The organism is Marinicella rhabdoformis (assembly GCF_009671245.1).
Lineage (GTDB): Bacteria > Pseudomonadota > Gammaproteobacteria > Xanthomonadales > Marinicellaceae > Marinicella > Marinicella rhabdoformis.
The window spans coordinates 757,310-769,967 of the sequence record NZ_VTFS01000001.1 but is presented as its reverse complement, the minus strand read 5'-3'; the positions used below and the strand labels follow the sequence as shown (position 1 = coordinate 769,967).

12 protein-coding genes and 1 riboswitch are annotated in these 12,658 nt (G+C 45.0%); of the genes, 9 read left to right on the top strand and 3 right to left on the bottom strand.

What is annotated here, in order from left to right:
• Positions 1–2 precede the first annotated feature (2 nt).
• On the top strand, positions 3–575 hold the full coding sequence (locus FET73_RS03355; RefSeq protein WP_154222488.1) for an LOG family protein: 573 nt from the start codon (positions 3–5) through the stop codon (positions 573–575).
• A gap of 130 nt (positions 576–705) precedes the next feature.
• Complete coding sequence (locus FET73_RS03350; RefSeq protein ID WP_154222487.1) at positions 706–1,782, top strand: alkane 1-monooxygenase; 1,077 nt, start codon at positions 706–708, stop codon at positions 1,780–1,782.
• Between the two features lie 13 nt (positions 1,783–1,795).
• Here the strand turns inward: FET73_RS03350 and FET73_RS03345 are convergent, their stop codons facing one another.
• Positions 1,796–2,248: a GNAT family N-acetyltransferase gene (locus FET73_RS03345; protein WP_154222486.1), complete on the bottom strand. Its 453-nt coding sequence runs from the start codon at positions 2,246–2,248 to the stop codon at positions 1,796–1,798.
• Between the two features lie 141 nt (positions 2,249–2,389).
• Between FET73_RS03345 and ubiU the strand changes: the two genes are divergently transcribed.
• Genes ubiU through ubiT form a run of 4 tightly spaced genes read left to right on the top strand, consistent with a single transcriptional unit; the run spans position 2,390 to position 6,392 of the window.
• Positions 2,390–3,385 carry a ubiquinone anaerobic biosynthesis protein UbiU gene (gene ubiU / locus FET73_RS03340; RefSeq protein WP_154222485.1) on the top strand — a complete coding sequence of 332 codons (996 nt, stop codon included), beginning with the start codon at positions 2,390–2,392 and terminating at the stop codon, positions 3,383–3,385.
• A complete protein-coding gene (locus FET73_RS03335) occupies positions 3,382–4,299 on the top strand; it encodes a U32 family peptidase (RefSeq protein ID WP_179952088.1) in 918 nt (305 codons plus the stop codon). The genes ubiU and FET73_RS03335 overlap by 4 nt, the downstream gene beginning before the upstream one ends.
• An 18-nt stretch (positions 4,300–4,317) precedes the next feature.
• A complete protein-coding gene (locus FET73_RS03330) occupies positions 4,318–5,850 on the top strand; it encodes a UbiD family decarboxylase (RefSeq protein WP_154222483.1) in 1,533 nt (510 codons plus the stop codon).
• Positions 5,826–6,392 (top strand): ubiquinone anaerobic biosynthesis accessory factor UbiT, encoded by a 567-nt coding sequence (gene ubiT, locus FET73_RS03325; RefSeq protein WP_179952087.1) that lies wholly within the window; start codon positions 5,826–5,828, stop codon positions 6,390–6,392. The genes FET73_RS03330 and ubiT overlap by 25 nt, the downstream gene beginning before the upstream one ends.
• Before the next feature lie 16 nt (positions 6,393–6,408).
• Here ubiT and FET73_RS03320 read toward each other — a convergent pair whose 3' ends face one another.
• Positions 6,409–6,996: a hypothetical protein gene (locus FET73_RS03320; RefSeq protein WP_154222481.1), complete on the bottom strand. Its 588-nt coding sequence runs from the start codon at positions 6,994–6,996 to the stop codon at positions 6,409–6,411.
• Complete coding sequence (locus FET73_RS03315; RefSeq protein ID WP_218944253.1) at positions 6,993–8,096, bottom strand: aromatic ring-hydroxylating oxygenase subunit alpha; 1,104 nt, start codon at positions 8,094–8,096, stop codon at positions 6,993–6,995. Before FET73_RS03315 ends, FET73_RS03320 begins: the two co-directional genes overlap by 4 nt.
• 144 nt (positions 8,097–8,240) lie before the next feature.
• Here FET73_RS03315 and FET73_RS03310 point away from each other — a divergent pair, with 144 nt between their 5' ends.
• From FET73_RS03310 to FET73_RS03300, 3 genes are all read left to right on the top strand, one after another.
• Positions 8,241–10,097, top strand: a complete 1,857-nt coding sequence (locus FET73_RS03310) for a spondin domain-containing protein (RefSeq protein ID WP_154222479.1) — start codon at positions 8,241–8,243, stop codon at positions 10,095–10,097.
• A gap of 125 nt (positions 10,098–10,222) precedes the next feature.
• A complete protein-coding gene (locus FET73_RS03305; protein WP_343032267.1) occupies positions 10,223–10,933 on the top strand; it encodes a response regulator transcription factor in 711 nt (236 codons plus the stop codon).
• A 14-nt stretch (positions 10,934–10,947) separates the two neighbouring features.
• Positions 10,948–12,465, top strand: a complete 1,518-nt coding sequence (locus FET73_RS03300) for a sensor histidine kinase (RefSeq protein WP_179952086.1) — start codon at positions 10,948–10,950, stop codon at positions 12,463–12,465.
• Between the two features lie 46 nt (positions 12,466–12,511).
• A riboswitch (TPP riboswitch) is annotated at positions 12,512–12,623 on the top strand.
• Positions 12,624–12,658 lie beyond the last annotated feature (35 nt).

Genomic DNA, 12,658 nt, shown 5'->3' with positions numbered 1-12,658 from the left:
GAATGAAAAAAATTGCCGTATATTGTTCGTCAAGTGACCAAATCAAAGACATTTATTTTCAACAAGCCGAATTAACGGGCCAATTGATGGCGAAAGCCGACTTGGGTTTGGTTTATGGTGGCGGTATGGTCGGTTTGATGGGGCAGGTCGCACGTTCTCTCAAAGCAGCAGGCGGTCACACCATAGGCGTGGTCCCAGAAGCCTTGCACATCGAGGGCGTGGTCAATACCATTGATGATGAACTGATTATCACCCCAGACATGCACACCCGCAAAGCCAAAATGATTGAATTGGCCGATGGTTTTATCGGTTTGCCAGGTGGCTTCGGCACCTTGGAAGAAATGTTGGAAGTGATGACGCTTAAACAATTGGGCTACCATGAAAAGCCGATTGTGTTTTTGAATGCTGATGGTTATTACAGCCGTTTGTTTGAGATGTTCGAGCACATATATGACGAAAACTTCGCCAAAGCCGAATACAGACAGTTGTACCACATCGCTGAAACGCCACAAAATGCGATGGCCTATTTGAACGGCTACCAACCACCGGCATTGCCAGACAAGTGGTTTGTTTAATATTTCTGTATCAATCTCTCGCTGATTTATAGTTTTTAAAATTTAATGGCTTACAGACTTAAGTGGTTGTTACGAATAATTGACCGACCGGTCGGTCTGTGTTACCCTTTTAGCAAACAGAGGGTTTGCAATGTATAAAGACAAGAAAAAATATTTGTGGTTGATGTCATCAGTTCTGCCATTGGTAGGCACTGTTGGTGTTTTGCTGTTTGTTCAATTGAATCATGCTTGGTTGCTGTTGTTGCCCTTGGTTTTTATCTATGTGGTCATTCCGTTGATGGATTATCTGTTGCCCAATGACCCATCAAATCCGACAGAAAGTGTCGTTCCTGATTTAGAAAAACAGGCGTATTACAGTTGGATTTTGTATTTGATGCTGCCTGCCCACTTTGTCAGTTTTTTTTATTTGCTGTGGGCTTTGTGTCATATAGATTTCAATTTGTGGCAACAGGCTGTGGTTTTGTTGACCATGGGTGTTTTTGGCGGTCTGGCTGTGAACTTAGGTCATGAGTTGGGGCACAAAAAGAATCAGCTAGACAAAAATTTAGCTAAGTTGGCTTTGGCCAGCAGCGCATATGGACATTTCAATATCGAGCACAATGCAGGCCATCACAGAGAAGTGGCCACACCAGAAGACACCGCCAGCGCCAAAATGAATGAGCATATTTATCGGTTTTTTTGGCGTGAATGGCCAGGTGGTTTAAAACGCGCCTGGCGAATTGAGAGGCAACGCTTGGCCCGAAAAGGTTTGCCGTGGTGGTCAAAATCAAACCAAATTCTACATTCTTATGCGCTCACGCTGTTGATGGTTTTGATGGTGTTTGCGCTATTGGGTGGTATGGGTGTGGTGTTTTGGTTGTTGCACATGCCTTTGGTTTGGTGGCAGTTGACCAGTGCCAATTACATTGAACACTATGGTTTATTGCGTCAGAAAAAAGACAATGGTCAATACGAAAAATGTCAGCCACACCATTCATGGAATTCGAATCATTTATTCTCGAATTTGGTGCTATTTCACTTGCAAAGGCATTCGGACCACCATGCCAATCCGAGTCGCAGTTACCAATCTTTGCGCCATTTTGATGATGTCCCGCAGTTACCCACAGGCTATATGGGTATGTTTGTATTGGCCTACGTGCCGCCGCTGTGGTTTAAGGTCATGAATCCCAAATTAAAAGCCAGTGCGGGCAGTCTGATTAATCAGTAAACAATCTAAGGTTTCAGGTTTTTAAGAAATAGAAGAAGACATCATTTTCTTGGTGGTAGCCCAAGCGTTCATAGAGTTTTTGTGCGGTGGTATTCTCTTTACCAGTTTCAAGTAATATGCCTTTGGCGCCAGTTTCTTTGGCCATGGCTTTGGCACGGTTCATCAAGGCTTCACCCACGCCTTGTTTTCTGGCCGTTGATGCGACAAATAAATCATTCAAAATCCAGCTTCTTTGTGCCGAAACAGAAGAAAAAGTAGGGTATAGCTGGGTGAATCCCATGCCTTTGCCTTCTGTATCTGTGGCCAAAAAAATCACAGACTCTTTGTTTTCTATGCGTGCTTTGAGGAAGTTTTCTGCCAAGGCCAAATTGCTTTCTTGGTCGTAAAATTGCCTGTAGCCGTCAAATAATGACGCCAAAACTGGCAGGTCGTCACACGTGGCTTTTTTGATGTTGATTTGGCTCATGAAATTGGGGTGCTTATTGGGTGTGGATACATTCTAATGGCAGTGGCCTCAGACATCAATGCGGTTGTTTGTGATTGATGTGGGTCAATGCTGTGTCCAAAACGCTGGGCTACCATGCAGGTTTTACATTGATCTCACACTATGGAACTGGTTTGTCCTGCAGGTAACTTGCCTGCTTTAAAAGCAGCCGTTAATGCCGGCGCTGATGCTGTGTATATCGGCTTTCAAAATGCCACCAATGCGCGTCATTTTGCGGGTTTGAATTTCACCAATACGCAAATCGAAACGGGCGTGGCTTATGCCCATGAGCGCGGTTGTAAAGTCTTTATCGCAGTCAACACCTACCCTTACAGCAAACAAATGCCCCAATGGCACAGTGCTGTAGATGCCGCCGCAGATTTGGGCGTTGATGCCTTGATTTTGGCTGATATGGGTGTGATGGCTTACGCGCACAAAAAACACCCGGATCTGAATTTGCATTTGTCAGTTCAGGGTTCTGCGACCACCCACCAGGCGGTTAATTTTTATGCCCAATCCTTCGGCATCAAGCGGGCGGTTATTCCTCGTGTATTGTCAGTTAAGCAGGTGGCTCATTTGGTTAAGCACAGTGAAGTGCCGATTGAAGTGTTCGGTTTTGGTAGCTTGTGCGTGATGGTTGAAGGCCGTTGCTTTTTGTCTTCCTATGCCACGGGCCTTGGGCCCAATAATTTTGGGGCCTGTTCACCTGCATCGCATGTTAAGTGGGAACAAAAAGACGGTCACTTGGCCACCCGATTAAACGACGTACTGATTGATCAAGTGCCAGATGGTGAGTCGGTGGGCTATCCGACCATTTGTAAAGGCCGGTACTGTGTCAACAATCAAACCGGCTATGCGATAGAAGAGCCCACCAGTTTGAACACTTTGGCCATTTTACCCGAATTAAAACGCTTGGGTGTGGCCGCCATCAAAGTGGAAGGCAGGCAGCGAAGTCCAGCTTATGTGAAACAGGTTGCTGCCATCATGCGTGCAGCCATTGACCAATGTGAACGAGCCGGTGATGACTATCAAGTCAAGCCGCAATGGCAAGCCGATTTGGCTGAATTATCTGAAGGCCAACAAACCACTTTAGGTGCTTACTACAGGAAATGGCAATGACCGAAGCAAACACAAAGAAAAAGCACAAAATATCTCTGGCTCCCATTCCTTATTTTTGGACGGCTGAGCAAGTGCATGATTATTACGAGCGCATGGCAGAATCACAGGTGGATACGTTTTATCTGGGCGAAGTGATTTGTAGCAAGCGCAAAGCCTTGCGACTGGCAGACTGGTTGGCCATTGGTAAAATGCTGGCCAACCACGGCAAAGAAGTGGTGTTGTCAACTTTGGCCTTGGTTGAGGCGGCTTCTGAATTGTCTGTTTTGAATAAAATTTGTGCCAATGGTGAATTTTTGGTGGAAGCCGGTGATTTGTCTGCGGTGGAAGCTTTGTCGCGTGTGGGTGTTGAGTTTGTGGTTGGCTCGAGCATCAATGTGTACAACCATGACAGCTGGCAACATTTGAAAAAACTGGGCATGAAAAGGTGGGTGTTACCCATAGAGCACAGTCAGCAAGACATACATGATTTTGGGGATTTGAGTGGTTGCGAAACTGAGTTAATGGTTTGGGGGCGTTTACCATTGGCATATTCGGCACGATGCTATACAGCCCGGACCCACAATTTAGCAAAAGATGATTGTGGTTTTATTTGTGACCGCTACCCAGATGGCTTGAAATTAGCCACTCAGGAAAGTGATGAATTTTTGGTGCTCAACGGCATCCAGACACAATCGGCTAAGCAGTACAATTTGTTGGCATCTGTGCCAGATCAGTCGGTGGACATTTACCGAATCACACCTCAAATTTCACACAGTGAAGCGGTGGTTTCATTGTTGCGGAAAAGATTGGATGGCCAGTGGTCAGCATCGCAGGTGAATGAGTCGTTGATTAAGTTGTTCCCAGAAATGGAAATGAGCAATGGTTATTGGTTCAAACAACCGGGCATGGTTCAGCACAATGCCCATGCTTGCTGATGTGGTTTTGAGTAAGCAATGAACAGAACAAGTTCTTGGAATCAGCGCATTGCGCATTTGTTAGACAGCCACGACAGTGGTCATTGCCACAGTTTGCGAGAGTTTATTGGTCAATTCAATGCCACTGATTTGATGCCGGTTGATGTGCCTGTGGATGTTTGCCATGAAGTGGTGGGCTTGAGCCGTAAAAGTTTAATCAATGATGGACCGGCGCTGTTGTTTAAAAACACCACTCATGACAGTAACATGCCGTTGTTGGGCAATTTATATGGTGCCCAAAGGCGGGTGTTGAAGGCACTGAATGTGGATTCTCTTGAAGCAGTGCGGGCATTGGGCGAGCAGTTGGCCTATTTTCAATCACCCGAATTGCCTCAGTCTTGGCAACAAAGTGGTGATCAACTGAAACAATTATCGCGTTTGGCCTATGTCAACCCACGCACGGTGGCGGAGCCGGCATGTCGTGAAGTAATTCTTCGCGGTGATGAAGTCGATTTGAATTTGCTGCCTGTGCCTACATGCTGGCCAGAAGATGCCGGTCCCTTGATCACTTTTGGTATGGTGATCACGCAAGCCGTGAACCAAGGGCGGCAAAACATTGGTATTTATCGCCAACAGGTATTGAATAAAAGTCAAGTCATCATGCGTTGGCTCAAGCACCGCGGTGGTGCCACTGATTTTCAAGCATGGAAAGCTGAAGGCAAGACAGAGAAATTTCCGTTGGTGGTTGTCATTGGTGCAGACCCAGCCACCACCATGGCAGCGGTATCACCGATTCCAGACACTTTATCAGAGTTTAATTTTGCGGGTCTCTTGCGCGGGGCAAAAACGCAAGTGACTCCCAGTATTTTGCATCCTGACATCATGGTGCCGGCCCATGCTGAAATTGTTTTGGAAGGTCATGTTTCATATGAGCATGTGGAGCCAGAAGGGCCTTTTGGTGACCACACAGGCTATTACAACTCAGTGGCGTCATTCCCTGTCTTTACTGTGGAATTGATGAGCATGCGAAACAAGGCGATTTACCACAACAGTTATATGGGGCAGCCAAATGAAGACGAACCCTCGGTGATGGCCTCTGTTTTAAATGAAATGTTCATCCCCATGCTGCAAAAACAGTTTCCTGAGGTGGTGGATTTTTACCTGCCACCAGCGGCCTGTTCGTACCGTTTGGCAGTGGTGAGCATCAAAAAGCAATACCCAGGTCATGCGCGCAGAATCATGATGGGCATTTGGTCGTTCCTGCGTCAATTCAGTTACACCAAATACATTATTGTGGTTGATGATGACATAGACACGCGGGATTGGGATGCAGTGTTGTGGGCCATCAGCACACGATCGGATCCAGTCAGAGACAGCATGTTGCAACAAAACACGCCAGTAGATTATTTGGATTTTGCCAGTCCTGAAGTGAATTTAGGTGGCAAATTGGGCATAGATGCGACCCACAAATGGCCGCAAGAAACGAAAAGGACCTGGGGACGGGTCATCAAACAGCCAGAAGCCTTGGCACAAAGAGTAGAATCATTATGGAATCAAATAAACATTCAATAACCAGTCACAGTTCAGTTGCAGTGACACAAAAAGCAGGGCATCTAAACAAGCCCTTGCCGCAAATGCCCATGCCACTACAACGCATGTTATCCAAAACACCCTGGTTAGTCAGTCGAAGTGCACTGAGCCTGACATTAAATCAGATGTTCAAAACAGAACTGAAAGAGGGGGCATTGTCGTTTTTAGAAGGTAAAAAAGTAGCCGTAGATATCAGTGATGGCGGTCTGAAATTTTGTTTGAGCTTAGCAGGAGAAAGACTGCAAGTGAGCCCCTTTAATGCAGGTGCTGATTTGGTATTGACCGGCAGTGTTTATGCCATGATGCTGTTGATGTCTCAACAGGCCGATGCTGACGGTTTGTTTTTCAAACGCCAGTTGGTCAGTGAGGGTGATACCGAATTGGGGCTGTTCGTTAAAAACTTTCTGGAATCTGTCGATCCTGAGCAGTCTAAAATCCACCAATTCAGCCAAAAACTGGGAAAAAACATGTTGTTTGCGATTGATCAGAAACGCAAGTTTTGGGCGCAGATTAAACCACATTGAAGTGACAATACCAGCTTTATGTAGGCAATTGAATGTCCAACTGACTGAGTAAAAAGTAGTAACTGACGAGGGTGAGAATACCCAAGCCAATGACCAAAATCAAACGGTATTTCATGCCGTGTTTGTGGTGTTTACTTCTTTCTTTGTGGGTGTTCACATCCATCATTTCATCACCAAAATAAATTGATAAAAATGTACCCATGGCACTGATGATTAAGATGGACCAAAAAGGGTAAGGTTGCATTAATATATGATGTAACAGTTGTGTGATGACAGACAGTTCATATACTTCAGGATTGGCAACCAGATAAGTGATGTTGATAGCAACAGCTACAAACCAAATGATGACCTGTGTCACGGTCATTTTGACTTTGAACAGCAAGCGCAAAGGAAAAGCCAAAATAAAACCACCATCGGCAACAGGCGTACACAAAACAAAGAAACTCCAGCTGAGCAAAGCGACTGAAGCACCAGCTGCGGCACCCAGGTGCCAACTCATGTAAGCAAAGTAAGTGACCAGAATGCCGACCAGAGCCATAAATTTCAGTATGGTTTCTTTGTGAGTGGGGTGTTTTGATTGAAATTTTTTTGGTGTTTGGTTCATGATTTTTTTTCTGAGCTTCTGTAGGCTGTACGGATCAATTCTTGAAAATGGTGCAATCCTGACTCGCGTTTGGCACAAAGAGGGCCAGGTGTGTAGCTGCCAGAAGCGTAACCTTTTTGGACAGCTTCGCAAATGCTGATGTCCTCATCTTGTACCTCGTCACTGAAATCACGGTCCTCTGCGATTAATTTGTTTAAGGCATCTCCAGGTAATTTGGGATAATAGTAGTCGAAGACGACACGGCATTGTTGCGAGTTGATTGGTAAAACCTGATTGCTTTGTACGCGATTTGGCAGGATGTTGAACATGGTGTTGGGGTAGGCGAAATAATAGTGTGCTTGGCCGTCACCATAGGGGTTATCCTCACTGGTCGTTCCAGTGTCAATGGGGCTGAACTGGTAGCTGTGCCATTTTTTCAGTTCGGTTTGGTAACTTTTGTAGTCCAATAGTTTATTCAAGCCCGGGTGCACATGTGGTAAGTGGTAACCTTCGAGGTAATTTTCTACATACACTTTCCAGTTACATTCGATGATGAATTCATCGCGACGACAAAACACCATTTGACTCATGTCGATTGGGGCAATGTGTTCTGAAATGCCTTCAAAGACTTCATCCAAATCGGGTAAGTCGTTATCTTCTTTCAGTGCCACGAAAACAAACCCTTGCCAGATGGCGGTTTTGATTTCTGGCAGTTTGTGGTCACAAACATTGAAGTTTTTGTTTTGTTGCATTTCAGGCGCAGATTTTAATTGGCCGTTCAAATGGTAATTCCAGCCATGGTATTTGCACATCAAGGTTTTGCTGTTGCCGTTTTTCAGTGCCAATGGCCCACCACGGTGGCGACAGACATTGTAAAAAGCTTGGATGCTTTGTTTATTGTCATTCTCACCAGTGTTGACAACGATAACAGGAGTACCCGCAATTTCGTGTACCACATGATCGCCTTGCTTTTGCAATTGACTGACATGAGCTGCCAATTGCCAACTGTTTTTTAACACGGCCTGTTTGTCAAAATTTTCAAATTCACCTTTAACATAAACTTCAGCGGGTAGTGAGGTGGCATGGTTTAAATTTTGTGCTTCGAATTTCAACTTGTTCACGCTGTTGGATGAAAAGAAAGTCATCATTTTAACCTACTGTTTTAAAAAAAGGTCAGTTTGAGAAAATCGTTCTTGTTTCGTGAGAATTGCGTGATTTTTGTTGTTCACAATAGGCCCACATATTCAATAAGCGAGGAATTAACAATGAACAATATTTTTAAGAAGGCGGCATTATTTGCTGCCATGACAGCAGCTTTTCAGTCGCAAGCAGTTGAGCTGAAAGTCACAGTTGAAAACTTGAATTCAGAAGGTGGTTTGTACTTCACGCCAGTTTGGGTGGGTTTTCATGGTGGTGATTTTGATCTGTTTGATGCAGGCAGTATGGCATCAGCAGGATTAGAACGATTGGCCGAAGATGGCGATGCAGCCACTTTGCGGGCCGACTTTTCGACCAATGCGGGCATGGATGACATGATTTTTAATGAACCGGGTTTTGCTGGCGCACCGATTTTTGATCCTGGTCAAAAAAGTATGGTGGTTTATGATTTAGATCCCAATATGCACCAATACTTCAGTTTTGCCAGCATGGTGATACCATCCAATGATGCTTTCGTTGCTAATGACGATGCCATGGCTTATCAATTATTTAATGACCAAGGCGCTTTCTTAGGGCCAATGTCGTTTGTGGTTTATGGTAACCAAGTATATGACGCAGGCACAGAGGCCAATACCGAAACTGATGCAGCCTTTTTAAACCAAATGGCGCCTAACACGGGCATGACAACCCAGGATGGCATAGGCATGCACATGGGGTTCAATGGGTCCATGGGAAATCCAGATGGTTCACCGGTTAACTTTTTGGGTGCGACATTGCCACCGGGTACGATGTTAGATTCTATGGCAGGTGATTTTACCTATCCAGGTCACGCCATGATGCGAGTGACCATTCAGATGGCCGCTGAACCTTTGCGCGTCAGCGTAAAAAACACCGCTTCAGATGGCGGTACATTCTTGACCCCATTTTGGCTCGGCTTTCATGATGGCAGTTATGATTTATTTAACAGTGGCGAAATGGCGTCAATGGCGCTTGAGCGTGTAGCAGAAGACGGCAGTTTTGATGATTTGAATGCTGGCTTTAATGTATCTGGTGCTGGTTTGGGCATGATGCTGACTAACCCTGAAGGTTTTGCAGGTGCACCATTGTTCGATCCGGGTATGAAATCTGATGCCATGGTCTATGTCAATCCCATGAACAACCGTTACTTTTCTTATGCTTCAATGGTGTTGCCTTCTAATGATGCTTTTGTAGGTAATGACAACGCCATGGCTTATGAGTTGTTTGATGAAGCAGGCGATTTCCAAGGACCTGTGAATATCAAAATCAATGGCTCTGGCGTCTGGGACGCAGGTACAGAAGCCAATACAGAGTCAGATGCCGCATTCTTTGATCAAGCCGCACCTGATACAGGAATGGCGACCAGTGATTTGATTGCTGTGCATCCCGGTTTTAATGGTTCAGCAGGTAATCCAAGTGGCTCACCACAGCATTTCCTCGGCGGTACCAATGGCCCAGGTTTTACTTTTGATGAAACGGCGGCAGACTTCACAGCAGCGGGTAATCAAGTGGCTGAAATACGTGTATCACGATTGGTCGACGGTGGATTCAGTGGTTCATGGTATAACGCTGAAAAACCAGGTCATGGTTTGGTGATTGATGTGACCAGTAATCCAGACGGTAGTGGTGTTCGTGCCATGGTGTCTTGGTATGCGTATCAAGCCGATGGTTCGGGTGATCAGTTGTGGTTAGTCGGTGTTGGCCCAGTGGTTGGCGATACTGCCATTGTAGATTTGGCAGCGACCGAAGGGGCAGGCTTTGGCGATGATTTTAATTCAGCAGATGTGATGCGCACTTTGTGGGGTCAAGTGAAAATTAAGTTCACTGGCTGTACAACGGCTGTAATGAGCTATGATTCGGTGCTAGATGGGTTTGGCTCAGGCAGTGAAAGTTTGACTCGATTGACTTCTGGTCCAGTGGATTTCAACGGCGCTTGCCAACTTTAAGAGGACATGAAAAGTGTCGCCTGCTGAATGTGGGCGACATTTTTTTGTAAGAAAATATGTCACATACCTTTCTCATACACAGGGCACACAAACCCAATCAATTACAAAAACGGGAGGCGGGTCAGGTGAACAGTAAGAAAATATTGGTGGTGGAAGATGAGCTGGATATTGCGCAGTTAATTAAAATTCATCTTTCTGACATTTGTCAGAACATCACTTTGGTACACGATGGCATCCAAGCAGTACATGTGGCAAAGCAGCAATCTTGGGATGCCATCATTTTAGATTTAAAGCTGCCAGGAATGGATGGTTTGGAAGTGTGCAGAAGGGTTCGCGCTGAAAATCAGTTGGTACCAATCCTGATGTTGACAGCCAAATCAACCGAACTGGATCGGGTGCTGGGTTTGGAAATGGGGGCCGATGATTATTTGGCAAAACCATTCAGCGTATTGGAGCTTGTGGCCAGGGTCAAAGCTTTGCTCAGGCGAGCCAATGCCAGTAAACACAATCACCATGCTGCCGAAAGTATTGTCTGCGATGAATTAGAAATTAACCCAGAACAACGTGCAGTGACCTTATGTGGTCGCCAAGTGAAGCTGACGGCGAAAGAATTCGACTTGTTGCATTTCTTTGCCAGCCACCCAGAAAAAGTGTACAACCGGTCTCAGTTGTTAGATGAAGTTTGGGGCTATGGTCATGAAGGCTATGAACACACAGTCAATTCTCACATGAACCGCTTGCGCGCTAAAATTGAGGTTGACAGTCACCACCCCAAATACATCGAAACGGTCTGGGGAGTAGGATATAAATTCATCGCCAATCAGGCCCGCGCATGAGCACAGGCCCGCGCATGAGCACAATTGATTCTTCGGGTCATTCTATGTCCTTGAGCAGAAAAATTTCATGGATGCTGATTTCATTGTTTATTGTTATGGGTGTGGCTTTGGCATTTATTGTTCGATTTGCCACAGTTCAATATAACCTAGAGATTACCCAAAGACTGAATGGTTCGATTGCCATGTATGTCGCAGCAGAAGAGCAATTGATTCAAAACGGGGTGCACAATGAAGATGCAATTAAGCGATTGGCGGCGCGAGCTATGGTTATCAATCCAACGGTTGAAGTGTACTTGTTGGACAAGCAAGGACATATTTTAAGCCACAATATACCGCCAGAAGCATTGCTTCAAAAGCAGATACCTTTACAGGGTGTAAGGGAATTCTTACAGCCAGATTCAGCCCGACCGCTATTGAACCTTGATCCAAGGAACCCCAATAGCAGCAAGGCATTTTCGGCAGCGGAAGTTAGGTTTAATGACCAATTGGAAGGATATGTTTACGCTATTTTGGGTGGAAAAACCTATGAACTGTTAGTTAAAGACATCAGTCAAAACTACATTTTACAAATTGCATTGGCGAGCATTGTGGCTTTACTTATGTTGAGTTTTATTGTTGGTTGGTTGATGGTTCGCACGTTGACTAAGCCCTTGAAAAAGTTAACCCAAGATGTGGTTCGTTTTCAAAATCAAATTACAGGCAGAAAAGAAACAAGTAGTCGAAAGCGAAACAAGTCCAAAGGTGATGAAATCATGGTATTGAGTCAATCGTTTGCTGAAATGAAAAATAAGATAGAACAACAAATGAACCAAATCAAAGCGGCAGATCAAAACCGCAGAGATTTAATCAGCAACGTTTCACACGATTTACGAACACCTTTGGCATCTATTCAAGGCTATTTAGACACTTTGGTGATTAAAAAAGACCGTTTAAGTGAAGAAGACAAGCAACAATTCATGGCAACGGCCAGCAAGCATTGTCAAAGGTTGAATCAGTTGGTCAGTGATTTGTTTGAATTGTCAAAATTAGATTCATTGGCCATAAAGCCCGAATATGAAGTGTTTTCTATGGCCGAATTGATGCAGGATGTGAGCATGGAGTTCAAACACCTGTGTGAAGCCAATGACATTACTTTGGAGGTCAAAGTACCAGATACCCACTGCCTGGTGTCAGCTGACATTGGCTTGATGCAAAGGGTATTAGAAAACCTCATCAGTAACGCAGTCAAACACACAGAACCCAAAGGACAAGTGACCATCATGTTAAGCCTAAAGGAAGAGAGTTACCATATGATAATCCGAGACACAGGTTGTGGTATCAGCGAACAAGAATTGCCACACATTTTTGATCGATTGTACCGCGCAGAAAACAGTGCAACCAGTGCAAAAAATTCTTCTGGCTTGGGTCTGGCCATTGTCAAAAAAATCATTGATTTACACAGCAGTCGAATCAAAGTGACCAGTCATTTAGGAAAAGGAACGGTGTTTAGTTTTGAATTGCCAGTGGTTTCAGAGCCAGCAATGGCCAGCTAATAACTTAAAAAATATTTGAGAAAATCAGCCCTTGGCGATAGAATGCGCGGCATCCAAGGGGTGGTTTTTACCTGAGATGGCACTTTAGATAACACTGTGTCAAACCCTTAGAACCTGATCCGGTTAACACCGGCGTAGGAATGGGTCAATCATATCTCGCCAGAACCGGGTCTCTTTTAATTTAATTCAGAGA